General features: G+C 69.1%; 23 protein-coding genes and 1 pseudogene. 16 read left to right on the top strand and 8 right to left on the bottom strand.

Features of this window, described 5'->3' with window-relative positions; genetic code table 11:
* Nucleotide 1 precedes the first annotated feature (1 nt).
* The 6 genes from nuoN to aroA all read left to right on the top strand — a co-directional run bounded on the left by nuoN (nt 2) and on the right by aroA (nt 6866).
* Nucleotides 2-1507: an NADH-quinone oxidoreductase subunit NuoN gene (gene nuoN, locus ASV56_RS13515; RefSeq protein ID WP_062562592.1), complete on the top strand. Its 1506-nt coding sequence runs from the start codon at nt 2-4 to the stop codon at nt 1505-1507.
* Nucleotides 1500-2255 (top strand): biotin--[acetyl-CoA-carboxylase] ligase, encoded by a 756-nt coding sequence (locus tag ASV56_RS13510; protein ID WP_253880031.1) that lies wholly within the window; start codon nt 1500-1502, stop codon nt 2253-2255. Before nuoN ends, ASV56_RS13510 begins: the two co-directional genes overlap by 8 nt.
* A 5-nt stretch (nt 2256-2260) precedes the next feature.
* Complete coding sequence (locus ASV56_RS13505) at nt 2261-3040, top strand: type III pantothenate kinase (protein WP_062562590.1); 780 nt, start codon at nt 2261-2263, stop codon at nt 3038-3040.
* Entirely contained in the window at nt 3033-4709 is a 1677-nt protein-coding gene (locus tag ASV56_RS13500; protein WP_062562589.1) for a ribonuclease J, read from the top strand. Before ASV56_RS13505 ends, ASV56_RS13500 begins: the two co-directional genes overlap by 8 nt.
* A 47-nt stretch (nt 4710-4756) precedes the next feature.
* The gene (gene trmB, locus ASV56_RS13495) at nt 4757-5458 is read left to right on the top strand and encodes a tRNA (guanine(46)-N(7))-methyltransferase TrmB (RefSeq protein WP_062562588.1); all 702 of its coding nucleotides are present in this window, start codon (nt 4757-4759) and stop codon (nt 5456-5458) included.
* Between the two features lie 73 nt (nt 5459-5531).
* The gene (aroA, locus tag ASV56_RS13490) at nt 5532-6866 is read left to right on the top strand and encodes a 3-phosphoshikimate 1-carboxyvinyltransferase (protein WP_062563316.1); all 1335 of its coding nucleotides are present in this window, start codon (nt 5532-5534) and stop codon (nt 6864-6866) included.
* A 128-nt stretch (nt 6867-6994) separates the two neighbouring features.
* Here the strand turns inward: aroA and ASV56_RS13485 are convergent, their stop codons facing one another.
* Nucleotides 6995-8899 (bottom strand): propionyl-CoA synthetase, encoded by a 1905-nt coding sequence (locus tag ASV56_RS13485; protein WP_062562587.1) that lies wholly within the window; start codon nt 8897-8899, stop codon nt 6995-6997.
* Nucleotides 8900-9114: 215 nt separating this feature from the next.
* Nucleotides 9115-11394 carry an NADP-dependent malic enzyme gene (locus ASV56_RS13480; protein WP_062562586.1) on the bottom strand — a complete coding sequence of 760 codons (2280 nt, stop codon included), beginning with the start codon at nt 11392-11394 and terminating at the stop codon, nt 9115-9117.
* A gap of 148 nt (nt 11395-11542) precedes the next feature.
* Here ASV56_RS13480 and ASV56_RS13475 point away from each other — a divergent pair, with 148 nt between their 5' ends.
* The 6 genes from ASV56_RS13475 (at nt 11543) to ASV56_RS13450 (ending at nt 17177) form a co-directional block, all read left to right on the top strand.
* Nucleotides 11543-11938 (top strand): cytidine deaminase, encoded by a 396-nt coding sequence (locus ASV56_RS13475; RefSeq protein ID WP_018000834.1) that lies wholly within the window; start codon nt 11543-11545, stop codon nt 11936-11938.
* On the top strand, nt 11935-13212 hold the full coding sequence (locus tag ASV56_RS13470; protein ID WP_062562585.1) for a thymidine phosphorylase: 1278 nt from the start codon (nt 11935-11937) through the stop codon (nt 13210-13212). Before ASV56_RS13475 ends, ASV56_RS13470 begins: the two co-directional genes overlap by 4 nt.
* The gene (locus ASV56_RS13465; protein WP_062562584.1) at nt 13209-14402 is read left to right on the top strand and encodes a phosphopentomutase; all 1194 of its coding nucleotides are present in this window, start codon (nt 13209-13211) and stop codon (nt 14400-14402) included. Before ASV56_RS13470 ends, ASV56_RS13465 begins: the two co-directional genes overlap by 4 nt.
* A complete protein-coding gene (locus tag ASV56_RS13460; protein ID WP_062562583.1) occupies nt 14399-15367 on the top strand; it encodes an adenosine deaminase in 969 nt (322 codons plus the stop codon). The genes ASV56_RS13465 and ASV56_RS13460 overlap by 4 nt, the downstream gene beginning before the upstream one ends.
* Nucleotides 15364-15996 (top strand): uracil phosphoribosyltransferase, encoded by a 633-nt coding sequence (gene upp, locus ASV56_RS13455; protein WP_018000838.1) that lies wholly within the window; start codon nt 15364-15366, stop codon nt 15994-15996. The genes ASV56_RS13460 and upp overlap by 4 nt, the downstream gene beginning before the upstream one ends.
* 71 nt (nt 15997-16067) lie before the next feature.
* Nucleotides 16068-17177, top strand: coding sequence for an SPOR domain-containing protein (locus ASV56_RS13450; RefSeq protein WP_062562582.1), 1110 nt, complete (start codon nt 16068-16070; stop codon nt 17175-17177).
* Between the two features lie 4 nt (nt 17178-17181).
* Here ASV56_RS13450 and ASV56_RS13445 read toward each other — a convergent pair whose 3' ends face one another.
* From ASV56_RS13445 to ASV56_RS13435, 3 genes and pseudogenes are all read right to left on the bottom strand, one after another.
* Entirely contained in the window at nt 17182-18201 is a 1020-nt protein-coding gene (locus ASV56_RS13445) for a hypothetical protein (RefSeq protein WP_062562581.1), read from the bottom strand.
* A 261-nt stretch (nt 18202-18462) separates the two neighbouring features.
* Nucleotides 18463-19314: pseudogene (rpoH, locus tag ASV56_RS13440) on the bottom strand (RNA polymerase sigma factor RpoH); the annotation flags it as partial.
* 66 nt (nt 19315-19380) lie between these two features.
* The gene (locus ASV56_RS13435) at nt 19381-20406 is read right to left on the bottom strand and encodes an RluA family pseudouridine synthase (protein ID WP_062562580.1); all 1026 of its coding nucleotides are present in this window, start codon (nt 20404-20406) and stop codon (nt 19381-19383) included.
* Here ASV56_RS13435 and ASV56_RS13430 point away from each other — a divergent pair.
* Nucleotides 20405-20710 (top strand): DUF6476 family protein, encoded by a 306-nt coding sequence (locus ASV56_RS13430; RefSeq protein ID WP_253880029.1) that lies wholly within the window; start codon nt 20405-20407, stop codon nt 20708-20710. The two genes, ASV56_RS13435 and ASV56_RS13430, sit on opposite strands and share 2 nt — an antisense overlap.
* Here the strand turns inward: ASV56_RS13430 and ASV56_RS13425 are convergent.
* Nucleotides 20701-20943 (bottom strand): accessory factor UbiK family protein, encoded by a 243-nt coding sequence (locus ASV56_RS13425; RefSeq protein WP_018000844.1) that lies wholly within the window; start codon nt 20941-20943, stop codon nt 20701-20703. The genes ASV56_RS13430 and ASV56_RS13425 overlap by 10 nt on opposite strands.
* A 114-nt stretch (nt 20944-21057) precedes the next feature.
* Here ASV56_RS13425 and lgt point away from each other — a divergent pair, with 114 nt between their 5' ends.
* Genes lgt through pgeF form a run of 3 tightly spaced genes read left to right on the top strand, consistent with a single transcriptional unit; the run spans nt 21058 to nt 23752 of the window.
* Complete coding sequence (gene lgt, locus ASV56_RS13420) at nt 21058-21948, top strand: prolipoprotein diacylglyceryl transferase (protein ID WP_062562578.1); 891 nt, start codon at nt 21058-21060, stop codon at nt 21946-21948.
* A complete protein-coding gene (locus ASV56_RS13415) occupies nt 21945-22988 on the top strand; it encodes a class I SAM-dependent methyltransferase (RefSeq protein WP_062562577.1) in 1044 nt (347 codons plus the stop codon). The genes lgt and ASV56_RS13415 overlap by 4 nt, the downstream gene beginning before the upstream one ends.
* On the top strand, nt 22988-23752 hold the full coding sequence (pgeF, locus tag ASV56_RS13410) for a peptidoglycan editing factor PgeF (RefSeq protein ID WP_062562576.1): 765 nt from the start codon (nt 22988-22990) through the stop codon (nt 23750-23752). The genes ASV56_RS13415 and pgeF overlap by 1 nt, the downstream gene beginning before the upstream one ends.
* A 121-nt stretch (nt 23753-23873) precedes the next feature.
* Here the strand turns inward: pgeF and ASV56_RS23615 are convergent, their stop codons facing one another.
* Together ASV56_RS23615 and ASV56_RS13400 are read right to left on the bottom strand one after the other, a co-directional pair.
* A complete protein-coding gene (locus ASV56_RS23615) occupies nt 23874-24686 on the bottom strand; it encodes a hypothetical protein (RefSeq protein WP_156429168.1) in 813 nt (270 codons plus the stop codon).
* Nucleotides 24687-24689: 3 nt separating this feature from the next.
* Nucleotides 24690-25190 (bottom strand): Lrp/AsnC family transcriptional regulator, encoded by a 501-nt coding sequence (locus ASV56_RS13400; protein ID WP_062562574.1) that lies wholly within the window; start codon nt 25188-25190, stop codon nt 24690-24692.
* Nucleotides 25191-25293 lie beyond the last annotated feature (103 nt).

The following is a 25293-nucleotide window of genomic DNA, read 5'->3' as shown; positions in this document are numbered from 1 at the left end:
CATGACCTCGCTCGACTTCTCGACCATTCTGCCCGAGGTGGTGCTGGCCGCTTATGCTCTTGCCGCGCTGATGGCCGGCGCCTACCTCGGCAAGGACGGGCTGGCCCGGACGCTGCTCTGGACCACGGTCGCGGCCTTCCTGGTCGTCGCCGCCATGCTGGGCCTGGGCAACCGGGCCGACCAGACCGCCTTCTACGGCATGTTCATCGATGACGGCTTCTCGCGCTTTGCCAAGGTGGTGATGCTGGTCGCCGCCGCAGCCGTGCTGGCGATGAGCGCCGATTACATGGCGCGGCGCAACATGCTGCGCTTCGAGTTCCCGATCATCGTGGCGCTGGCGGTCATCGGCATGATGTTCATGGTCTCGGCCGGCGACCTCTTGACGCTCTATATGGGGCTCGAGCTGCAATCGCTGGCGCTTTACGTCGTGGCCGCGATGCGGCGCGGCTCGGTGCGCTCGTCCGAGGCGGGGCTGAAGTATTTCGTGCTGGGCTCGCTGTCCTCGGGGCTGCTGCTCTATGGCGCCTCGCTGGTCTACGGCTTTGCCGGCACCACCAGCTTCGCGGGCATCGTCACCGTGATCGAGGGCGGCCACCTGTCGCTGGGCGTGCTCTTCGGCCTGGTGTTCATGCTGGTCGGCCTGTCCTTCAAGGTCTCGGCCGTGCCCTTCCACATGTGGACGCCCGACGTCTATGAGGGCGCGCCGACGCCGGTCACCGCCTTCTTCGCCACCGCGCCCAAGGTCGCGGCCATGGCGCTGATCGCGCGGCTGGTCTTCGACGCCTTCGGCCATGTCATCGGCGACTGGAGCCAGATCGTCGCGGCGTTGGCGGTCATGTCGATGTTCCTGGGCTCGGTCGCCGGGATCGGCCAGACCGACATCAAGCGGCTGATGGCCTATTCCTCGATCGCGCATATGGGCTTCGCGCTGGTCGGCCTTGCCGCCGGCACCAGCCTGGGCGTGCAGGCGATGCTGATCTACATGACCATCTATGCGGTGATGAACGTCGGCACCTTCGCCTTCATCCTGTCGATGGAGCGCGACGGCGTGCCGGTCACCGACCTCGCCTCGCTGAACCGCCTGGCCTGGAGCGAGCCGGTCAAGGCGCTGGCCATGCTGGTGCTGCTGTTCAGCCTTGCCGGCGTGCCGCCGACGCTGGGCTTCTTCGCCAAGTTCGGCGTGCTGACCGCCGCGGTCGATGCCGGCCTGGGCTGGCTGGCGGTGGCGGGCGTGATCGCCTCGGTCATCGGCGCCTTCTATTACCTGCGCATCGTCTACTACATGTATTTCGGGGCCGAGGGGCAGGGCGTGACCTCGCGCATGGGGACGGTGCAATACCTGGGCCTGATGCTGCCGGCGCTGGCCATGCTGCTGGGCGCGATCAACATGATGGGCGTCGATGCCGCCGCCGGCCGCGCGGCCGAGACGCTGGTCGCGCCGGTGCTGGCCTCCGAGGCCCCGGCCGATGCCGCCGCCCCGGCCGCCGAGCCCGAACCCGTTGAGTGAGGCCTGGCCCGAAGGCGTGGGCCGGCATGTGCTGGCCCGCACCGACAGCACCAACGCCGAGGCGCTGAGGCTGGCGCCCAGCCTGTCCGCTCCGGCCTGGATCATGGCGCGTGAGCAATTCGCCGGACGCGGCCGCCGCGGCCGCGACTGGGCGATGCCGGCGGGGAACTTCGCCGGCACGCTGGTCCTGCGCAGCCCGGGCGGCGTCGCGGCGGCGCAGCTGTCCTTTGTCGCGGCGCTGGCGCTTTACGACGCGCTGGCCGATGCCTGCGGCCCCGCCGCGCGCATGGCGATCAAATGGCCGAACGACGTGCTGCTGAACGGCGGCAAGGTCGCCGGCATCCTGCTGGAAAGCGCCGGCTCCGGACAGGGCATGGGCGCCGTCGCGGTGGGCATCGGCGTCAACCTGGCGGCCGCGCCCGGCAGCGGCCAGGTCGAGCCCGGCGCCGTCACCCCCGTTTCGGTCCTGGCCGAGACCGGCCATGCCGTCGCACCCGAGGATTTCCTGGACCTGCTGGCGCCGGCCTTCGCGCGCTGGCTGGCGCAGATGCAGACCTATGGTTTCGCGCCGATCCGCCACGCCTGGCTGGCCCGCGCCGCCCGGCTGGGCGAGCCGATCCTGGCCCGCACCGGCGCGACCGAGCGGCGCGGCATCTTCGAGGGCATCGACGACAGCGGCGCGCTGATCCTGCGCACGCCCGCCGGCCCGCAGATGATCCCCGCCGCCGACGTGTTCTTCGGGGGCTGAGGACCATGCTGCTCTGCATCGACACCGGCAACACCAACACCGTCTTCTCGGTCTGGGACGGCGAGAAATTCGCCGGCCTGTGGCGGATCTCGACCGACCATCGCCGGACGGCGGATGAATATTTCGTCTGGCTCTCGACGCTGATCCAGCTGCAGAAGCTGGATCTGAACATCACCGACTGCATCATCAGCTCGACCGCGCCGCGGGTGGTCTTCAACCTGCGCGTGCTCTGCAACCGCTATTTCGACACGCGCCCGCTGGTGGTGGGCAAGCCCGACTGCCTGCTGCCGGTTGCGCCGCGCGTCGATTTCGGCACCGTGGTCGGCCCCGACCGGCTGGTGAACACCGTGGGCGCCTTTGACCGGCATGGGCCGGACCTGATCGTGGTCGATTTCGGCACCGCCACCACCTTCGACGTGGTCGACACCGACGGCGCCTATGTCGGCGGCGTCATCGCGCCGGGGGTGAACCTGTCGCTCGAGGCGCTGCACATGGGCGCGGCCAGCCTGCCGCATGTCGATGTGACCATGCCGGCCCGGGTGATCGGCACCAATACCGTGGCCTGCATCCAGTCGGGGATTTTCTGGGGCTATATCGGCCTCGTGCAGGGCGTGGTGGACAAGATCCGCGACGAGCGCGGCCGGCCGATGCAGGTGATTGCCACCGGCGGGCTTGCGCCGCTGTTCGATCAGGGCTTTGATCTTTTCGACGCGATCGAGGACGATCTGACCATGCATGGTCTGCGTCTGATCCATGATTACAACAAGGAGATGGGCAATGTCTGAGCGCCTGATCTATCTGCCGCTGGGCGGCGCGGGCGAAATCGGCATGAACGCCTATGTCTACGGCTACGGCCGGCCGGGGCGCGAGCGGCTGATCGTCGTCGACCTGGGCGTGACCTTCGGCGACATGGACACGGCGCCGGGCATCGACCTGATCATGGCCGATGTCGGCTGGCTGGAAGCCAACCGCGACCGCATCGAGGCGATCTTCATCACCCATGGGCACGAGGATCACGTCGGCGCGCTTGGCCTGCTGTGGGGCCGCATCCAGAAGCCGGTGCATTGCCGCCGCTTCACCGGCGCGCTGGCCCGGCTGAAGCTGGAGGAGGCCGGCCAGCCGGTCGATCAGCTGCATATCCATGCGCCCCGCCCCGAGGTGGTGACGGCCGGTCCGTTCCAGGTGCAATTCGTGCCGGTCAGCCATTCCATCCCGGAAAGCTCGGCGCTGATCATCGACACGCCGGCCGGCCGCATCGTGCATACCGGCGACTTCAAGCTGGACGGCACCCCGGTGGTGGGCGAGGCCTTCGACCCGATCCTGTGGCACGAGATCGCGGGCGAAGGCAACGGCGTCAAGGCGCTGGCCTGCGATTCGACCAATATCTTCGTGCCGCATCCCGGCCGGTCCGAGGCGATCCTGGCCAATCCGCTGCTGGATTTCGTGACCTCGCAAAAGCAGATGGTGGTGGCGACGACCTTTGCCAGCAACATCGCCCGGCTCAAGACGCTGGCCGAGGCCGGCACCGCCTCGGGCCGCAAGATCTGCCTTCTGGGCCGTGCCATGCGCCGCATGGTCACCGTCGGCATCGAGACCGGCATCCTGACCAGTTTCCCCGCCACCGTCAGCCCCGAGGACGCCTCGGAACTGCCGCGCGACAAGGTGATGCTGATCGTCACCGGCAGCCAGGGCGAGCGCCGCGCCGCCAGCGCCCAGCTGTCGCGCGGCCGCTACCTGGGCATCCAGCTGCGCGAGGGTGACAGCTTCCTGTTCAGCTCGCGCACCATCCCCGGCAATGAGCGCGGGGTGATCCGCATCCAGAACCAGCTGTCCGAGATGGGCGTCGACCTGTTCGATGCCGACGACGGGGTCTATCACGTCTCGGGTCACGCCAACCGGCCGGACATCGAGGCGGTGCATGAACTCTTGAAGCCGCAGATGGTGATCCCGATGCATGGCGAGCACATGCACCTGCGCGAGCATGTGAAGCTGGCGCAGGCCCGCGGCATACCAGCGGCCATCGCCACCAACGGCACCATGCTGGACCTGACCGGCGACACGCCGCGGATCGTGGACCAGATCGACACCGGCCGGGTCTATCTGGACGGCACCAGGCTGATCGGCGCCATGGACGGCGTGGTCCGCGACCGCATCCGCATGGCGCTGAACGGCCATGCCATGGTCTCGATCATCATCGACGAGGACGACAGCCCGCTGCCCGACGCCTGGGTCGAGCTTTCGGGCCTGCCCGAGACCGGACGCGCCGGCGTGCCGCTGGCCCGCAACATCGAATCGGAACTGGCCGCTTTCCTGGAGCGTGCCGACGACCGCACGGTGATGGACGACGACCGGCTGGAGGAGGGGATTCGCAGGATCACCCGCCAGGTCTCGATGGAAGAGATCGGCAAGAAGCCCGAGGTGACGGTGGTGATCTCGCGCCTGGCCGCGGAATGATCGGGGAATGACTTGACCTCGCGCCGCGCCCGGGGCATGGGCGCGGCATGAGCGAATTCGACCCGAACCCTCCGCGCCGCAATTTCTATGGCCGCCGCCACGGCAAGACCCTGCGCCAGTCGCAGAAGGGCTATCTGTCCGAGGATCTGGGCGAATTGCGCCCGCGCGGCATCACCCATGCCGAAAACCCAGAGCGCAAGCCGGTGGCGCCGGCCAGGATCTTTGGCGATGACCGTCCGGTCTGGCTGGAGGTCGGCTTTGGCGGCGGCGAGCACATGGTGCATATGGCCGCCCGCTATCCGCAGATCGGCATCATCGGCTGCGAGCCCTTCATCAACGGCGTCGCCATGCTGCTGGGCAAGATCCGCAACGCCGGGGTGACGAATGTCAGCGTGCATCCGGGCGATGCCCGCGACCTGATGGACGTGCTGCCCGATGCCTCGATCGCGCGCGCTTTCCTGAACTATCCCGACCCCTGGCCCAAGGCGCGCCACCACCGCCGGCGTTTCGTCACGCCCGAGCATCTGATCCCGCTGGCGCGCGTCATGCGTCCCGGCGCAGAGTTCCGCGTCGCGACCGACATTCCCGACTATGTGCGCCAGACGCTGGAAGAAGTGCCCGGCGCCGGCTTCGAGCTGCTGCATGAGGGGCCGGAGCCCTGGGACGACTGGCTCTCGACCCGCTACGAGCAGAAGGCGCTGCGCGAGGGGCGCGTGCCGCATTACGTGACCTTCCGCCGGCAAGGATGAATTTCGGGCGGGCTGATTGCGCCTTGCGCCCGTGACCGCTATCACCTTGCGCGACAAGCACCAGGGGGCCCCGATGTCACATTCCGCCGAACCGCTTCCGATGACCGCGCGCCGCTCGGGCCCGCTGAAGGGCGAGGCCCAGGTGCCCGGCGACAAGTCGATCAGCCACCGCGCCCTGATCCTGGGCGCGCTTGCGGTCGGCGAGACGCATATCACCGGCCTGCTGGAAGGCCAGGACGTGCTGGACACGGCATCGGCGATGCAGGCCTTCGGCGCCCGGGTCGAGCGACTGGGCGAGGGCGAATGGAAGGTCCACGGCGTCGGCGTCGGCGGCTTTGCCGAGCCCGAGGCCGTGATCGACTGCGGCAACTCGGGCACCGGCGTGCGGCTGATCATGGGCGCCATGGCGACGACGCCGGTCACCGCCACCTTCACCGGTGACGCCAGCCTGTCGCGCCGGCCGATGGGCCGCGTCACCGACCCGCTGGAGCTGTTCGGCTGCGAAGTGACGGCGCGCGAGGGCAAGCGGCTGCCGGTCACCATCAAGGGCGCGGCCGAGCCGGTGCCGGTGCGCTACAAGACCCCGGTCGCCTCGGCGCAGATCAAGTCGGCGGTGCTGCTGGCGGGTCTGAACGCGCCGGGCCAGACCGTGGTCATCGAATCCGAGCCGACCCGCGATCACACCGAGCGCATGCTGGCCGGTTTCGGCGCCAGCATCACCACCGAGGTGACCGAGGAAGGCCGGGTCATCACCCTGACCGGCCGGCCCGAGCTGAAGCCGCAGCCCGTCGCCGTGCCGCGCGACCCCTCCAGCGCGGCTTTCCCGGTGGCGGCGGCGTTGATCGTGCCGGGCTCCGAGATCCGGGTGCCGGGCGTCAGCCGCAACCCGACCCGCGACGGGCTCTATGTCACGCTGCTGGAAATGGGCGCCGACATCCGCTTCGAGAACGCGCGCGAGGAAGGCGGCGAGCCGGTCGCCGACCTGCTGGTGCGCCATTCCGCGCTGAAGGGCGTGACCGTGCCGCCCGAGCGCGCCGCCAGCATGATCGACGAATTCCCGATCCTGTCGGTCGTGGCCTGCTTTGCCGAGGGCCCGACCGTGATGCGGGGCGTGCATGAGCTGCGCGTCAAGGAAAGCGACCGCATCGCGGCGATGGAGGCCGGGCTGATCGCCAATGGCGCCCGCGTGACATCCACCGAGGACAGCATGACGGTCGAAGGCAGCGGCGGGCTCGCGGGTGGCGGCGCCAGCGTGGTGACGCATCTTGACCACCGCATCGCCATGTCCTTCCTGGTGGCGGGGCTCGCCTCGGACCAGCCGATCAGCGTCGATGACGGCAGCCCGATCGCCACGTCCTTCCCGGATTTCCTGCCGCTGATGCAGAGGCTGGGCGCCGCGATCGGCTAAGTTAGCGCCGGGGGCTGTCTGCCCCCGGACCCCCGAAGATATTTTCCCACAAAAGAGAAAACAGGGCGCGGCGACAGGAACAAGTCCGCGCCGCGTCTTTTCCGTTTTTCAAATACCCCTGCGGCGTCTCAGCCGGCGTTCGCGGCTTCGGGATAGCCCAGGCCCGCGAGCGCTTCGCGGATCTCGTCCAGGATAGCCGGGTCGTCGATGGTGGCGGGGGCCTTGAAGGGCTGGCCGTCGGCGATCTTGGCCATGGTGGCGCGCAGGATCTTGCCCGAGCGGGTCTTGGGCAGCCGCTCGACCACGCAGGCCGATTTGAAGGCCGCGACGGGGCCGATGCGATCGCGCACCAGCTTCACCACCTCCTTGACCACCTGCGCATGCGGCGTGCTGACGCCGGCCTTCAGGCACAGGAAGCCGACCGGCGACTGGCCCTTGAGGCTGTCGGCCACGCCGATCACCGCGCATTCGGCGACGTCGGGATGGCTGGCCAGCACTTCCTCCATGGCGCCGGTGGACAGGCGATGGCCGGCGACGTTGATGACGTCGTCGGTGCGGGCCATGATGTAGAGATAGCCGTCCTCGTCGACATAGCCGGCGTCGCCGGTCTCGTAATAGCCGGGGAAATGCTCAAGATAGCTCTTGCGGAAGCGGTCTTCCGCATTCCACAGCGTCGGCAGCGTGCCGGGCGGCAGCGGCAGCTTGATCGCGATGGCGCCGAGCGTGCCGGCGGGGACCGGATTGCCGCTCTCGTCCAGCACCTGCACGTCATAGCCCGGCATCGGCACCGAGGGGCTGCCGGGCTTGGTGGGCAGGGTCTCGATGCCGATGGGATTGGCGGCGATGGCCCAGCCGGTCTCGGTCTGCCACCAGTGGTCGACCACCGGCACGCCCAGGTGTTCCTGCGCCCATTTCACCGTGTCGGGGTCGGCGCGCTCGCCGGCCAGGAACAGCGCCTGCAGGTCGTGCAGCTTGTAGCGGCGGATCCATTCGCCGTTCGGATCCTCGCGACGGATGGCGCGCAGGGCGGTGGGCGCGGTGAAGAAGCTCTTGATGCGGTGGTTCTGGATGATGCGCCAGAAGACGCCCGGATGCGGCGTACCGACCGGCTTGCCCTCGAAGACCACGGTGGTCGCGCCGGCGATCAGCGGACCGTAGCAGATATAGGAATGCCCGACGACCCAGCCGACGTCCGAGGCGGCCCAGAAGCGGTCGCCGGGGCCGATGTTGTAGATATTGCTCATCGACCATTGCAGCGCCACCAGATGGCCGGCGGTATGGCGCACCACGCCCTTGGGCTGGCCGGTGGTGCCCGAGGTGTAGAGGATATAGGCTGGGTGGTTGCCCTCGACCGGCACGCAATCGGCGGGTTTCACGCCATATTGGAAGCCGTGCCAGCTGAAGTCGCGGCCCTCGACCAGCTTGGCGACCTCTTGCTCGCGCTGGAAGATCACGCAGAACTCGGGCTTGTGCTCGGCCATGTCGATGGCGGCGTCGAGCAACGGCTTGTAATGCACCACCCGGTTCGGCTCGAGCCCGCAGGAGGCGGCGATGATCGCCTTGGGCTGGCAATCGTCGATGCGCACCGCCAGCTCGTTCGCCGCGAAGCCGCCGAAGACGACCGAGTGGATGGCGCCGAGCCGGGCGCAGGCCAGCATCGCCTCCAGCGCCTCGGGGATCATCGGCATGTAGATGATGACACGGTCGCCCTTTTCGACGCCGCGCATCCGCAGCGCGCCGGCCAGCGAGGCGACGCGATCCTGCAACTGCTTGTAGGTGATGCCCTTGGTGGAATGGGTGATCGGGCTTTCATGCATGATGGCGATCTGGTCGCCGCGCCCGGCCAGCACATGGCGGTCGACTGCGTTCCAGCAGGTGTTGACCATGCCGTCCGAGAACCATTCGTAGATCGGCGCGTTGCGGTCATCGAGCGCCTTCGAGGGCTTCTGCTGCCAGTCGATCGCCTCGGCGCCCTGCATCCAGAACCCTTCGGGATCGGCCTGCCACGCGGCATAGATCTCGCGATACCCCATCACTCTTCCTCCTCACAGACAGCCGAGATCTAGGCGCGGGCAGGGCGGGGCGGCAAGGCTGTTAACGGCCAAACTCGGCCGCGGGGATGCAGAATTTTGCAGATCCTGTCTCACATTCGGACAGAAGTTTGCAAATGCAGGCGGGCTTTGCATGGGATGGAAAACCGCGCGGCGTTTTGCAAAATCGCCGCGCGGTGGGTCGGGTCAGGCCCGAATCAGCGGTAATGGCCGACCGGGGTGCCGGCGATGGCGCTCATGTTCAACAGGCCCCGCGTGGTGATCGAGGGCGTCACGATATGGGCGCGGTTGCCCATCCCCATCAGGATCGGCCCGACTTCGAGCCCGTTCGCCTTGAGTTTCAGCGCGTTGCGCACCCCCGAGGCCGAGTCGGTACCCGAGAAGACCAGCACGTTGGCTGCGCCCTCGATGCGCGAATTCGGCAGCAGGCGTTCGCGGATGGTCGGGTCCAGGGCCGAGTCCACATGCATTTCGCCGTCGAAGATGAAATCGACGCCGCGCTCTTCCAGGATGCGCAGGGCGGCGCGCATCTTGCGGCCCGAGTCGGTGTCGAGATTGCCGAATTGCGAATGGCTGCACAGCGCTACCTTGGGCGTCACGCCAAAGCGGCGGACGTGGCGCGCGGCGCCGATGGCGGCATCCGCCACCTGTTCGGGGCTGGGTGCGTGATGGACCTGGGTGTCGGCGATGAACAGCGGCCCGTCTTCCAGGATCATCAGCGACAGCGCGCCTTGCGGGCGCAGCCCGTCGCGGGCCAGGATCTGGGTGATGTAGTTCAGGTGCCAGCTGTATTGGCCGAAGGTGCCGCAGATCAGGCTGTCGGCCTCGCCCCGGTGCACCATGACCGCGCCGATGGCGGTGGTATTGGTGCGCATGATCGCCCGGGCGATGTCGGGGGTAACGCCCTGGCGGGCCATCAGCTCGTGATAGGTGCCCCAGTAGTCGCGATAGCGCGGGTCGTTTTCGGGGTTCACGATCTCGAAATCGCGGCCGGGGCGGATCGGCAGGCCGGCGCGCTCGGCGCGCATCTCGATCACCTCGGGGCGGCCGATCAGGATCGGCGCGTCGGTGGTTTCCTCGAGCATGGCGTTGGCGGCGCGCAGCACGCGCTCATCCTCGCCCTCGGCGAAGACGATGCGGCGGTTGGCGGTCGCGGCGGCCTCGAAGACCGGGCGCATGATCATGGCCGAGCGGAAGACCGAGCCGTCCAGCTTGCGCTTGTAGGCGGCGATGTCCTCGAGCGGCCGGGTGGCGACGCCGGTCTCCATCGCGGCCTTGGCGACGGCGGTCGAGACGACGCCGATCAGCCGCGGGTCGAAGGGCTTCGGGATCAGGTATTCGGCGCCGAAGGTCAGCGTCTCGCCGCGATAGGCCATGGCGGCCTCGGCCGAGGTGGTGGCGCGGGCCAGCGCGGCGATGCCCTCGATGCAGGCCAGCTGCATCTCGTCATTGATCGTGGTCGCGCCCACGTCCAGCGCGCCGCGGAAGATGAAGGGGAAGCACAGCACATTGTTGACCTGGTTCGGATAATCCGAACGGCCGGTGGCGATGATCGCGTCCGGGGCCACGGCGCGCACCGCCTCGGGCAGGATCTCGGGCGTCGGGTTGGCCAGGGCGAAGACGATGGGGCGCGGCGCCATCTTCGACACCATCTCGGGCGTCAGCACCCCGGGGCCCGACAGGCCCAGGAACAGGTCGGCGCCGCCGATGACCTCGTCCAGGGTGCGCAGGTCCGAGACTTGGGCGTAATCGGCCTTTTGCGGCGTCATCTGCTCGGTCCGGCCTTCGTAGACCAGGCCGGCGATGTCGCAGAGCCAGACGTTTTCCCGCTTCACGCCCAGTTTCAGCAGCATGTTCAGGCAGGCGATGCCGGCCGCGCCGCCGCCGGTCGAGACCACCTTGATGTCCTGGAACCGCTTGCCGGCGATGTGCAGCGCGTTGGTGGCGGCGGCGCCGACAACGATGGCGGTGCCGTGCTGGTCGTCGTGGAAGACCGGGATGTTCATCCGCTCGCGGCAGATCTTCTCGACGATGAAGCAGTCGGGGGCCTTGATGTCCTCGAGGTTGATGGCGCCGAAGCTCGGCTCCAGCGCGCAGACGATCTCGGCCAGCTTTTCCGGGTCGGGCTGGTCCAGCTCGATGTCGAAACAGTCGATATTGGCGAATTTCTTGAACAGGACCGCCTTGCCCTCCATCACCGGCTTCGAGGCCAGCGCGCCGATATTCCCAAGCCCCAGCACGGCCGTGCCGTTCGAGACCACGGCGACGAGATTGCCGCGCGCGGTATAGCGGGCGGCGGTGGCGGGATCGGCCTTGATCTCCAGGCAGGCCTCGGCCACGCCGGGGGAATAGGCGCGGCTCAGGTCGCGGCCGTTGGCCAGCGGCTTGGTCGCCCGCACCTCCAGCTTACCGGGACGCGGAAATTCGTGATAATCCAGTGCCGCCTGTCTGGCGTTGTCCTGCCGGCGTTCTTCCATGGCCAGACCCTCCTCTCAAGATGGTTCAGCGTTAAACTATTTTTTCGTCCCCGAACAGGGGGTCCGTGTTTCGCGGCGGACTTGCATCGTGCCGGGGGCGGGCGCAATGTGTCGGCAGGCAATGAGGACTGGGCGAAAGGCGGGGCAGATGACGCTTCTGGACGCGGCGCGGGCGGTGCGAGAACGCGCCTATGCGCCCTATTCGCATTTCAAGGTGGGCGCGGCGGTGCGGGGCGCCTCGGGCACGGTCTATCACGGCTGCAACGTGGAAAACGTGGCCTATCCCGAGGGCACCTGCGCCGAGGCCGGCGCCATCGCGCTGATGGTCGCCAGCGGCGAAACCGAGCTGGTCGAGGTCGCCGTCATCGCCGACAGTCCCAGCCCGGTGCCGCCTTGCGGCGGCTGTCGGCAGAAACTGGCCGAGTTCGGCCGCGCCGACACGCCGGTGCTGCTGGCGACCACCGCGGGCCGGACGCTGGCCACCACCATCGGCGAATTGCTGCCCGGCCGCTTCGACATCTCGCATATGTCGGGCAACGAATGACGCCAGCCGATCCGCGTCCGGTGATTGCCCGGGTCCGCGACGGCCAGGGGCTGGACCCGGCCGGCGCCACGCTGATGGCGCAGGGTCTGGCCGACGGATCGGTCAGCGACGCGCAGGCGGCGGCATTCGCCATGGCGGTGTTGCTGCGTGGGCTCGACGGCGCGGGCCGGGTGGCGCTCACCCGCGCCATGCGCGATTCCGGCCACGTCCTGCGCTGGGATCTGCCGGGGCCGGTGCTGGACAAGCATTCGACCGGCGGCATCGGCGACACGGTCAGCCTGGTGCTGGCGCCGCTGGTCGCGGCCTGCGGCGGCTATGTGCCGATGATCTCGGGGCGGGGCCTGGGCCATACCGGCGGCACGCTGGACAAGCTGGAGGCGATCCCCGGCTTTCGCTGTGCCCTAGATGAAGCCGATTTCCGCGCCGTGGTCGGGCAGGTGGGCTGCGCCATCGTCGCGGCGGGGCCCGACCTGGCGCCGGCCGACGCGCGGCTTTACGCGATCCGCGACGAAAGCGCGACGGTGGGCTCGGTCGATCTGATCGTGGCCTCGATCCTGTCCAAGAAGCTGGCGGCGGGGCTCGACGGGCTGGTGCTGGACGTCAAGCAGGGCTCGGGCGCCTTCCTGCACAGCCCCGAGGCGGCCTTGGGGCTGGCGCGCGCGCTGGTCGAAGTGGCGCGCGGCGCGGGTTGCGCGGTCCGGGCCTATGTCACCGACATGGACCAGCCGCTGGCCCCCGCCGCCGGCAACGCGCTGGAGCTGCGCGAAGCCATCGCCGTGCTGAAGGGCGCCCCGGGCCCCTTGCGCGACCTGTCGCTGGCGCTCTCCGAGGCCTGCCTGGGCCTGGCGGGGCGCGCGGGTGCCGCGGCGGCCCTGGACAGCGGCGCGGCGGCCGAGCGTTTCGCCCGCATGGTCGCGGCGCAGGGCGGGCCGGTGGATCTGCTGGAAGCCCCCGACCGCCACCTGCCGCCGGCGCCGGTCATCCGCCCGGTGCCCGGCCGTGGCCGCGTCGCCGCCATCGACACCGAGGCGCTGGGGCATGTCGTCGTCGCCCTGGGCGGCGGGCGGCTGCATGCGCGCGACCGCATCGACCCGCGCGTGGGGCTTGCGCAGCTCTTGCGGATCGGGCAGGAGGCCGGTCCCGACCGCCCGCTGGCGCTGGTGCACGCTGCGACCGAGGCCGCGGCCGAGGCCGCCATCGCCACGGTGCAATCGGCCTATCTGCTGGGCGACGGACCCGACCCCGGCCCCCTGATCCGATGCGAGGTCCCATGAGCCGGCAAGACCAGCGGCGCGCCTTTCTGATCGTGATGGATTCCGCCGGCATCGGCGGCGCCCCCGATGCCGCGCAGTATTTCAACGAGAAACTGCCCGATACCGGCGCCAATACCATCGGCCATATCGCCCAGGCGCGGGGCCTTGCCATGCCGCATCTGGACGCGCTGGGGCTGGGGGCGGCGATCCGGCTGGCCTCGGGGCTCGAGGCGCCGGGGCTCGGGGCCGAGCCGCAGGGGCTCTGGGGGGCGGCGACCGAGGTGTCGCGCGGCAAGGACACGCCCTCGGGCCATTGGGAGATCGCCGGCGTGCCGGTGCCCTGGGACTGGCATTATTTCCCCGATACCCGCCCGGCCTTTCCGCCGGAACTCAGCGCCCGCCTCGCCCAGGCTGCGGGCACCGAGGGCATCCTTGGCGACGAACATGCCTCGGGGACCGAGATCATCGCCCGGCTCGGGGCCGAGCATCTGCGGACCGGCTGGCCGATCTGCTATACCTCGGTCGACAGCGTGATCCAGATCGCCGCGCATGAACAGGCCTTCGGCCTCGACCGGCTGCTGCGGCTCTGCCAGGACGTGGCCGAGATGGCGCATCCGATGCGTGTCGGCCGGGTCATCGCCCGGCCTTTCCTGGGCGCCGAGGGCAGCTTTGCCCGCACCCCCAACCGCCGCGACTTCGCCATCGCGCCCCCCGGCCGGACCATCCTGGACGCGGCGCATGAGGCGGGCCGCGTCACCCATGCCGTGGGCAAGATCGGCGACATCTTCTCGCATCGCGGCATCGCGCATCTGCACAAGGGCAAATCCGACGCCGACCTGGCCGGCCAGCTTCTGCGTCTGGGCGAGGAGGCCGAGCCGGGCAGCCTGACCTTCGCCAATTTCGTCGAATTCGACACGAATTACGGCCATCGCCGCGATGTCGAGGGCTATGCCCGGGCGCTGGAATGGTTCGACGGCGTGGCCGGCGCCCTGATCGCGCGGCTGCAACCGGGGGATCTGGCGATCTTCACCGCCGACCATGGCAACGACCCGACCTGGCGCGGCACCGACCACACGCGCGAGCGCGTGCCGGTGCTGGGCTGGGGCTACGGCCCGCGCGCCGTGGGGCAGGTGGGTTTCACCGACATCGGCGCCTCGGTCGCCGCGCATCTGGGCCTGGGGTCGGTCGGGCCGGGGAGGTCGTTCCTGTGAGGTCGCTGAAGAAGATCGAACTGCATCTGCATCTGGAGGGCGCCGCGCCGCCGGCCTTCATCCGCGCGCTGGCTGCGGAAAAGCACCAGGACATCGGCGGCATCTTTGACGAGCGCGGCGCCTATGCCTATCGCGATTTCAGGGAGTTCCTGCGCGTCTATGAGGCCGCGACCTCGGTCCTGACCAGCCCGCGCGACTATGCCCGGCTGCTCGCCGAGGTGCTGGCGGAATGCGCCGAGCAGGGCGCGATCCATGTCGAGCTTTTCGTCTCGCCCGCGTTCTGCGGCGGGGCCGAGCTTTCGGCCTGGCGCGACTATCTGGCGGCGATGCAGGAGGTCGCGGAAAGCGCCGAACAGGGCGGCATCTCCAGCCGCGCCATCCTGACCGCGATCCGGCATTTCGGCCCCGAGCGTGCGCGCAAGACCGCGCTTTGCGCGGCCGAGACTTCGGGCGGCTGGGTCACCGGTTTCGGCATCGGCGGCGCCGAGGATGCGGGCGAACTGCCGGATTTCGCCTGGTCCTTCGACTGCGCGCGCGAGGCCGGGCTGGGCCTGACCGCGCATGCCGGCGAATGGCGCGGCCCGCAGTCGGTGCGCGATGCGCTGAGCCTTGGCGTCAGCCGCATCGGCCACGGCATCCGCGCCGTCGAGGACGCGGCTCTGGTCCGCGACCTGGCCGAAGGCGGCGTGACGCTGGAGATCTGCCCCGGCTCGAATGTCGCGCTTGGCCTGGTGCCGTCCTGGTCGGCGCATCCCATCGCCCGGCTGGCCGATGCGGGCGTGCGCGTCACCGTCTCGACCGACGATCCGCCGTTCTTCCACACCAGCTTGTCCCATGAATATCAGCGGCTTGCCGATGCTTTCGGCTGGGCCGAGGCCGAATTCCGCCAGATGAACCTCTGGGCCGTGGACGCGGCCTTTTGTGACGAGACCACCAAGACACGCCTGCGAAAGGAACTGACATGAGCCAGCATCTGACCATCGTGGATCACCCCCTGGTCCAGCACAAGCTGACCATCATGCGCCAGAAGGACGTCTCGACCGCCGGCTTCCGTCGCCTGCTGCGCGAGATCAGCCTGCTGCTGGCCTATGAGGTCACGCGCGAACTGGAACTGACCGAGATCACCATCGAGACGCCGCTCTGCGAGATGCGGGCGCCCACGCTCGAGGGCAAGAAGCTGGCGCTGATCTCGATCCTGCGGGCCGGGAACGGGCTTCTGGACGGCATCCTCGAGCTGATCCCGGGCGCCCGCGTCGGCTTCGTCGGCCTCTACCGCGACCCCGAGACGCTGCGCCCGGTCGAATATTACTGCAAGGTCCCGAAGGAACTCGACGCGCGCATGACCATCGTCGTCGACCCGATGCTGGCCACCGGAAACAGCTCGGTCGCGGCCATCGACATGCTCAAGGAGCGCGGGGCGAAAAACCTGCGATTCCTATGCCTTCTGGCCGCGCCCGAGGGGGTGGAGCGGATGCGCGGCGCCCATCCCGACGTGCCGATCTTTACCGCGGCGCTGGACGAGCGGCTGGACGATCACGGCTATATCGTCCCCGGCCTGGGCGACGCCGGCGACCGCATGTTCGGCACGAAATAGGCCGGCGTTAACCGGTTGTTCAAGGCTTTCGTCCTATCACCGTCCCAAAGGGCCGATTCGGGGATGGGACGATGCTTTGGATGCTGCGGGTGATGCTGGTCTTGGCCCCTGGGCTGGCCTTGGCGCAGGATCCGCGCCCGGCCGAGACGCCTCCGGCCGATTTCTTTGCCCGGCAATATATCGACAGCAAGGGCTGCGTCTTCCTGCGGGGCGAGGATGGCGGCTGGCAGGCGCGCGTCTCGCGCGATGGCACGCCGATCTGCGGCTATCCGCCGACGCTGTCCGCGCGGGGCTTGGACGGCAAGCCCCGGCTGCGGGCGCTGGATCCCAATGCCGGGCGCAGCCGGGCCGAGCTGCTGTCCGAGGCGCTGTCGCAGACCGTGCTGACCAATATGCGCCCCGGTGAGCTTGCGGGCGATCCGCAGCCGATGGAAAAGCTGCCCGACCTGGGGCTGGAGCCCGCAGCCTCGGGCCCGGCCGATGCGTTGCAGGCCGCGGTCGCGGCCGCACCGGCGCTGCGCCAGGACATGGGTGGCGGGCTGAAGCCGAACCTGCGCCTGTGCGAACTGCTGGGCTATGACGGCAAGGCCGGCGCGACGGGGCTGGGCAGCGATCCGTCGCAAGGCTATTGCGGCTCGCTGCCGCCGGCGGATCTGTCGCGGCTAAGCTTTGCGCGCCCGATCGGCAGCAGCGCCGGCGACACGCCCGCCGCAGACGGCAAGGCCGCGGATACGAAGCCCGCCGCCGCGCCTGTCCCGGGCGCAAAGCCGGCGACCGAGAAAGCCGTGGCGGCCGAAAGCATCGCTGCCGTCTCGCCGAAGCCAAGGACTCCGCAGACGGCAAGACCCGCTGCTGGACCTGTTGCCGTGCCCGGCAAGCCGGCGGTTGCCAAGCCCCAGGGGCCGGTCGCGACACCCGACAAAGCCGCCGCGCCCGCGCTCGGCACGATCCCGGCCGGCGCCCGCTATGTGCAGCTTGGCACCTTCGCCGATCCCGGCAATGCGGATCGGGCGGTGCAGCGCGTGGCGGGCCTGGGCTATCCGGTCCTGCGCGGCAAGGACCGCGTGAACGGGCGCGAGGTGCAATTCATCATGGCCGGCCCCTTCGACGACCGCGAGGGCATCGTGCGCGCGCTGAACGCCATCCGCCGCGCCGGCTATCGCGATGCCTTCCCGCGCTGAGTCGTCATTGGTCGCAGATCTCTTGCAGGGCGATCCATTCGCGGTCGCTCAGCACCGGCTTCGGGATCGCGGTGCGGAACGGGTCGGCTTCGATCAGCCCCAGCACCGCCTCGCCGGTCGGGTCCAGCGACCGGGCATAGGGCTCGCTGGAAATGCCGGCGCGGGTGAAATAGGCCAGAAGCTGCTCGTCGTCGGGCCGCGGCACGGCATCGGCCAGCAGCTTCTCGCCATAGCCGGACAGCGCCTTGCCCGGCAGCGTCCCCGCGGTCAGCAGGTGGAAGGTGGCGCGTGGCCCGGCATAGCGCAGCGCCGCCAGCATCGGGTCGTTCGTGACCGCCGCCGCCTGGGCGGCCAGGACATGGCCGGCGGCGACCTCGGGCGACAGCTGGCCCTCGATCAGGTCTTCGCCGATCACCGTGATCGGGCCCGGCAGGCGCAGGGCGCCGCGCAGCGTGGCGGGAACCACGGCAATCTCGGCATCCGGGCCGATCAGCCGCGTCGCCAGCTTCTGGCGCACCATGTCGCCGGCGGGGCGCGAGCAGGGGCTGCCGGTGGTCTTGGCGATCTCGGCCAGGATCAGCCGCCCGATCTCGGCGCGCTGCGCCGGGGGCGCGATGTCGGCGGCGTGGCGCACCAGCGCCGGCGGCACCCAGAACAAGGCCAGGACCGCCATCACCGCCGCCGCGCCCAGCATCAGCCCGCCGCGCAGGCGCCCGGGATGCGGCTTGCTGGCCTCGATGGCGCGATGCACCTTCGAGATAGCCGAGATCATCAGCTCGTCCTCGATCTCCAGCTCCTCGCCGGCCTCGGGCCCGCCGGGCGCATAGCGCGCCGGCATCTTGCCCGGGTTGAGCCGGGTCACCGCCGGCAGCGACCAATGCGTCAGCGGCACCTCGGACCGCGGATCGGTCAGCACCAGCGTCGCGTCGCCGAACGAGACGATGACATCACGCAATTGCGCCTTGGGCGTTTCGCGCCAGATGCCGGCGGCCTCGAGCCGTTGATATTGGTTCAGCGCTGTCATTCCTGCGCCATCGGCCTCCGCTGCCCTGTCCCGACCATAAGCCAAGCCCGGCGCCGGTCAACGGCCCCGCTTTTCAAGGAAATTCCCGCCCGGCGCCAGAGGGGGAATGCGCGGAAGGGCCGAGGTCGGCTTGCGACGAAAACCAACCCCGCCTTGGCAGCGGCGATCCGGCGGTCCGCGCCGGGCCCGGCGCAGCCCCGAGGGCCATCAGAGCGCGGAAGGCACCGCCATGCCCCGCTCGCGCGCCAGTTCGCGGATGCGATTTTGCAGCTTTTCGAAGGCCCGCACCTCGATCTGGCGGATCCGCTCGCGCGAGACGTCGTAGCGCGTCGACAGATCCTCGAGCGTCATCGGGTCGTCGCGCAGGCGCCGCTCCATCAGGATGTCCTTCTCGCGGTCGTTCAGGACGTCCATGGCGGCGATCAGCATCTCGCGCCGCGCCGACATCTCGTCGGCCTCGGCAAAGGCCTCGGCCTGGTTGGCGCTGTCATCCTCGAGCCAGTCCTGCCATTGCGCCGTCGATTCGCCGTCGCCCGAACCCACCGTCGCGTTCAGCGAGGCATCGCCCCCCGACAGCCGGCGGTTCATGTCGATGACTTCCTGTTCCGACACGTTCAGGTCATGCGCGATCTGGGCGACGTTTTCCGGCCGGAGGTCGCCCTCTTCCAGCGCGCCCAGCTTGGACTTGGCCTTGCGCAGGTTGAAGAACAGCTTCTTCTGCGCGCTCGTCGTGCCCATCTTCACCAGCGACCAGGACCGCAGGATATATTCCTGGATCGAGGCGCGGATCCACCACATCGCGTAAGTGGCCAGTCGGAAACCCTTTTCCGGGTCGAATCGCTTGACCGCCTGCATCAGGCCAACGTTCGCCTCGGAAATCACCTCGGCCTGGGGCAGGCCATAGCCGCGATAGCCCATGGCGATCTTGGCGGCCAGCCGCAGGTGTGAGGTGACCAGCTTCTGCGCCGCCTCGGGATCCTCGTGATCCGTCCAGCGCTTGGCCAGCATGTATTCCTCCTCCGGCTCCAGCAGGGGAAACTTGCGGATCTCCTGCAGGTAGCGGTTCAGGCCCTGTTCGGGGCTGGGTGCCGGAAGCTGGGTATAGTTCGCCATCTGAAAATTCCCTGTCCCGCGCGGTCGCGGGCCTTTGTGAACGCTATCATCCCGGGGCGGGTTCCGTCATGCGGTCCGCCCGCGCAGTTTTTCCAGAAGGCCGGCCATGTCGGGCGGCACCGGGCTGGAGAAGGCCAGCGATTCGCCGCTGACCGGATGGTCGAAGCCCAGCTCGGCCGCATGCAGCGCCTGGCGGGGAAAGGCCGCGACGGCCGCGGCAAGGTCGGGCCCGAGCGCCCGGGCCGAGGCGCGTCTCGCGCCACCATAGACCGGATCGCCGACCAGCCCCAGCCCGGCATGCGCCATATGCACGCGGATTTGATGGGTGCGGCCGGTCTCCAGCCGGCATTCCACCAGCATCACCGCGGGCGGCGTGCCGAAGGTCTCGATCAGCCGCGCCCGCGTCACCGCATGGCGGCCGTTCTGGAAGCTGACCGCCTGGCGCTGCCGGTCGGTCGGGTGCCGGCCCAGCAGCGTGGTGATGCGCAACACGCCGCCCGGTTCGAAGGCAATGCCGGGCAGGCCGCGCAGCCGCGCATCGGCCGGGTCGATCGCGCCATGCGCCAGCGCCAAATAGCGCCGATGCGCCGAATGGTCGGCGAATTGCCGCGCCAGGCCCTGATGCGCGCGGTCGGTCTTGGCCACGACCAGGAGGCCCGAGGTTTCCTTGTCGATGCGGTGCACGATCCCGGGCCGGGCCGCGCCGCCGATGCCCGAGAGGCTGTCCGCGCAATGGTGCAGCAGCGCATTGACCAGCGTGCCCGAGGGGCTGCCCGGCGCCGGATGCACCACCATGCCGGCGGGCTTGTCGACCACGATCAGGTCCGTGTCCTCATAGGCGATGCTCAGCGGGATCGCCTCGGGCAGCGCGTCCAGGGCCTCGGGGGCGCCGATCTCGATGCGGTAGTCGCCGGTCTCGGCCCGGGCCTTGCCGTCCGTCACCGGCCCCGAAGGGCCGCGCACCGCGCCTTCGGCGATCAGTTTCGCCAAGCGCGAGCGCGACAGCGCCGCCTGCTCTGGCGCGCAAAGCGCAAGCGCCTTATCAAGCCGGTCGGAAAGACCTTCGGGAATGGTGATGAGGATTTCGGCCATGGCGCGGGATGATAGGGCGGATGCGGGGCCAGAGGAAGCGCTGCCGATGCTGCGCTGGCTGCGCCTGCTGGTGACCTCGCTGGCGGTGGTGATGGGCCTCGGCGTGCTGGTGATCGCGGCGCTGCTGTGGCTGCGGCTCTCCGAGGCGCCGCTGCCGGACCTGCCGGAAAGCGTCGCCCTGCCGCACGGCGCCAAGCCCGCCGCCGTGACCTTCGCCCGCGACTGGCTGGTCGTGGTCACCGAAGCCGGCGAGGTGCTGCTTTACGACCGCCAGGGCAAGCTGCGCGAGCGGCTTCAGCCCTGAGCCTTCAGCGCCTCGATCTCGGCGCGCAGCTCGGCGTTTTCGGCCCGGGCCTTGATCGCCATCTCGCGCACCGCCTCGAATTCCTCGCGGGTGACGAAGTCGCGGTCGGCCAGCCAGCGGTCGATCCAGCCGTTGAAGGCGGTCTGCGCCTCGTCCTTGGCGCCTTGGGCCACGCCCATGGCATTGGTCATCAATTTCGAGAGATCGTCGAAGAAGCGGTTGTTGGCGGTCATGGCGGGCCTTTCGATTCCATGTTGCCCCCTATATGGCCCCGGGGGCGCGGCTGTTCAATCGGTTGACACCCGCCGCCCCCCGCGTAGCCTGCGCCGGCGCCAGATGAGGATCCTATGACCGACATTCCCTGGATCTCGCCCGAGATCTTCACCATCCACCTGTTCGGCATGGAGTTTTCGCTGCGCTGGTATGCGCTGGCCTATCTGGTGGGGCTGCTGGTCGGCTGGCGGATCATGGTGGCGCTGATGCGCCGGCCGGCGCTTTGGGGCGACCGCGCGCCGATGTGGCCGGGCCAGGTCGAGGAGCTGCTGACCTGGGTGATCCTGGGCGTGGTGCTGGGCGGGCGGCTGGGCTTCGTGCTGTTCTACGAGCCGGCCTATTACCTGGCCAACCCCGCGCAGATCCCGCTGCTGTGGCAGGGCGGCATGTCCTTTCACGGCGGGTTCCTGGGCGTGGTGCTGGCCTCTTGGTGGTTCTGCCGGCGCCACGGCATCCCGGCGCTGCGGCTGGCCGACGCGCTGGCGGTGGCGACGCCGATCGGGCTGGGCCTGGGCCGGGTGGCGAATTTCATCAATGCCGAACTGTGGGGCCGGCCGACCGATGCGCCTTGGGGCGTGGTCTTCCCGGGCGAGGCGGCGCAGACCTGCCCCGGCGTGGCTGGCCTCTGCGCCCGCCACCCGAGCCAGCTCTACGAAGCCGGGCTCGAGGGCGTGGTGCTGGCAGCCCTGCTGTTCCTGCTGGTCCGCCTGGGCGGGTTGCGCCGGCCCGGGCAGGCGCTGGGGGTTTTCCTGATGGGCTATGGCCTGTCGCGCTTCGTGGTCGAGTTCTTCCGCCAGGCCGACGCGCAATTCATCACGCCCGACAATCCGCTGGGCCATGTGCTGGGCGGGCCGGTCTGGGGCCTGACCATGGGACAGCTGCTATCGCTGCCGATGGTGCTGGTCGGGCTGGCGTTCCTGATGCGCGCGCGGATGCGCCCCACGGTGCCCGCAGCCGCGCCATGACCCCGCTCGCGCGCCTGATCGCGGCGCAGATCCGGCTGTCGGGGCCGATGCGGCTGGACGATTACATGCGGCTGTGCCTGCTGCATCCGCAGCACGGCTATTACGCGACGCGCGACCCGTTCGGCGCGCGGGGCGACTTCACGACCGCGCCCGAGATCAGCCAGATGTTCGGCGAGATGATCGGGCTGGCGCTGGCGCAGGCCTGGCTGGACCAGGGGCGCCCCGCGCCCTTTGCCCTGGCCGAGATCGGGCCGGGCCGCGGCACGCTGATGGCCGACATCCTGCGCGCCATCCGCATCCTGCCCGGCATGGCCGAGGCGGCGCAGGTGCATCTGGTCGAGGCCTCGGCCCATCTGCGCCAGGTGCAGCGCGAGCGGCTGGGCGCGGTCACGCATCTGGATGACGCCGCGCAACTGCCTGAAATGCCGCTGTTCCTGGTCGCGAATGAGTTCTTCGACGCCCTGCCGATCCGGCAGTTCCAGCGCACGTCCGACGGCTGGGCGGAACGCATGGTCACGCTGGACGACACGGGCGCGCTGGCTCTAGGCCTCGGCCCCACCGCGCCCGGTCCCGCCGCGCCCGAAGGCCAGATCCGCGAAACCTGCCCCGAGGCCGCGCCGGTCGTCGCCGCCATCGCCGCCCGCATCGCCCGGCATGGCGGTATGGCGCTGGTCATCGACTATGGCGATTGGGACGGGCAGGGCGACACCTTCCAGGCCCTGCGCCGCCACCGCCCCGAGCCGGTGCTGGCCCATCCCGGCGAGGCCGACCTGACCGCGCATGTCGATTTTCGCAGCTTGGCCGATCTGGCGGCCGCCGGGGGGCTTTGTCCCTCGCGCATGGTCACGCAAGGCGAATGGCTGTCGCGGCTGGGCATCGCCGCGCGGGCCGAGCGGTTGGCGGCGGCCGGAGATGCCGGCGCCACGGCCGCGCTTCATCGCTTGACCGCGCCCGGGGAAATGGGTCACCTGTTCAAGGCGCTGGCCTTCTGGCAACCCGGCGCGCCGGTGCCGCCCGGTTTCGAACCCTTGGACAAGTGATGCAGACCACGCTGGAAATCCTGACCCATCCGCTGCTCGACACGGTGCGGCACGGCTTCTTCACCCGGCGCGGCGGCGCGTCCTCGGGGCTGTTTTCCGGGCTGAACTGCGGCTTCGGCTCCAGCGACCAGGCCGAGATCGTGGCCATCAACCGCGCCCGCGTCGCCGAGGCCATGGGCGTCGCGCCCGGGCGGTTGGCGACCGTGCATCAGGTGCATTCGGCCGAGGTAGCGGTGCTGCGCGCCGGAGACGAAGCCGCTGATTTCTCGGGGATTCGTGCCGATGGCATCGTCACCGATCAGCCCGGCGTGGCGCTGGCGGTGCTGACCGCCGATTGCCAGCCGATCCTGCTGGCCGACCCGCAGGCGGGGGTGATCGGCGCCGTCCATGCCGGCTGGCGCGGCGCGCTTTCGGGGGTGATCGAGGCCGCCGTCGCCGCAATGCAGGACCTGGGCGCGACCCGCATCCGCGCCGTGATCGGCCCGACGATCAGCCAGCGCGCCTATGAGGTCGGCCCCGAGTTCATGGACGAGGTGCTGGCCGAGGATCCCGGCCACCAGCGCTTCTTCGCCGGCGGCCCGAACGGCCGGCCGATGTTCGACCTGCCGGGCTTTGGCCTGATGCGGCTGCGCGAGGCCGGGGTCGAGGCGGAATGGACCCGGCACTGCACCTATGCCGACCCCGAGCGGTTCTTTTCCTATCGCCGCAGCACGCATCAGAACGAGGCGGATTACGGGCGGCTGATCTCGGTCATCGCGCTGTGACGCAACGGGCGTGCGCAGCTTGCGCAACGCCCGTGTCAAAGGTTTGGTTTTGCTGGAAAACCGGGTGTGACAGCCGTACACCGTGCGTACACGGGGCGTGCACCGGGGGTATGTCCCCGGCCTATTCGCGGTGATGCCATACGATCCCTGACGTGGTGTCCAGGAAGGCAGGGGACCAGAAGCCCTTTTCCCTGATCGCGGGCAAAGGCAATTTCCGCCAGAAGACGGTGACCTCCTGATCTGTCAAACGTTCCAGCCGGCTCTCCGAGGGATCGTCCGGGCGCATCGCGAAGACGAGAGGCTTGACGGCTCCCTCATGCGTGAAGTGTTTTCTTGTCCATATGCTGAACAGCCTGCCGTATTTCCTGACCTTCGCATTGCAGAAACGGATGGTGGGCTGATGGATCGCATCTGCCAGTTGAACCGGTTCGTGCAAGGCCGCAGTTTGAAATGCCGTCTGATAGTCGAGGATTTGGTTTTCGATCGTCAGCGGGTGTTGCCGGCGGTCACGGGGCGGCATGTCGGTATAGGCTCTTACCACCTCGGCAAGCGTTCCGGGACACATCGGGAATCCATCCAGATTTCGCCTTGCCAGCAGGCGCAATTGCTCGGCTGACGGGCGGCCCCGATTGATCCTGTGCATCGGCCCCAGCAGGTTCGGGGTGTGGCTTGGCGGTTCCGCGCGGTCGTAATGCTGCCGAGCACCGGTCCGGGATGATCCGTCGCCCGACTTGTCATTCGGGCAACCCGGCACATGGCGTTTATTGGCAACGAACCAGACATTCTTTTCCCTGCGCGGGTGAACGGGTGCGAGACAGTCCGGCACCGGGCAGAAAAACTGGAAACCAAGGGCGCGGTTGGCTTCGGCATAGTCGGCGCCGACAGCACAATCCAGTTCCCAGCAAAGAGCAAGGAAGAGCGGCTCCTCGGGCACCCCTCACCCCACCGCCGCCGCGCGCTCCTCGACCACGGTGAAGGGCACGCCCGGCTCGTCCTTGGCGCAGCGGATCACCAGCGAGGTCTTGACCGAGGCCACGTTCGGCGCCGCGGTCAGGCTTTCGGTCAGGAAACGCTGGAAGCTCGGCAGGTCGGGCGAGACGCATTTCAGGATGAAGTCGATCTCGCCGTTCAGCATGTGGCACTCGCGCACCAGGGGCCAGTCGCGGGCCAGGGCCTCGAAGGCCGAGAGGTCGCGCTCGGACTGGCTCTGCAGGCGGACCATGGCAAAGACCTGCACCTCGAAGCCCAGTTCGCGGGCGTCGATCTCGGCGTGATAGCCGCGGATATAGCCCATCTCCTCCAGCGCGCGGACCCGGCGCAGGCAGGGCGGGGCCGAAATGCCCACGCGCCGCGCCAGCTCGACATTGGTCATTCGACCGTCGCCCTGAAGCTCTGCCAGGATTTTTCGGTCGATCTCGTCAAGTCTGGCGCCGCTCATCTTTTCCTCTTGGGCCGTCTTCCGGCCAAAATCATGCGGGAAGCTACCCCGATGGGCAGGTTTGCGCAATATTCTTTCCGCCATCGTCCTGCGCCCCGGGACG

It is taken from the genome of Paracoccus aminovorans (assembly GCF_001546115.1).
GTDB classification, from domain to species: Bacteria; Pseudomonadota; Alphaproteobacteria; order Rhodobacterales; family Rhodobacteraceae; genus Paracoccus; species Paracoccus aminovorans_B.
This window is presented reverse-complemented; position numbering and strand designations above follow the sequence as displayed.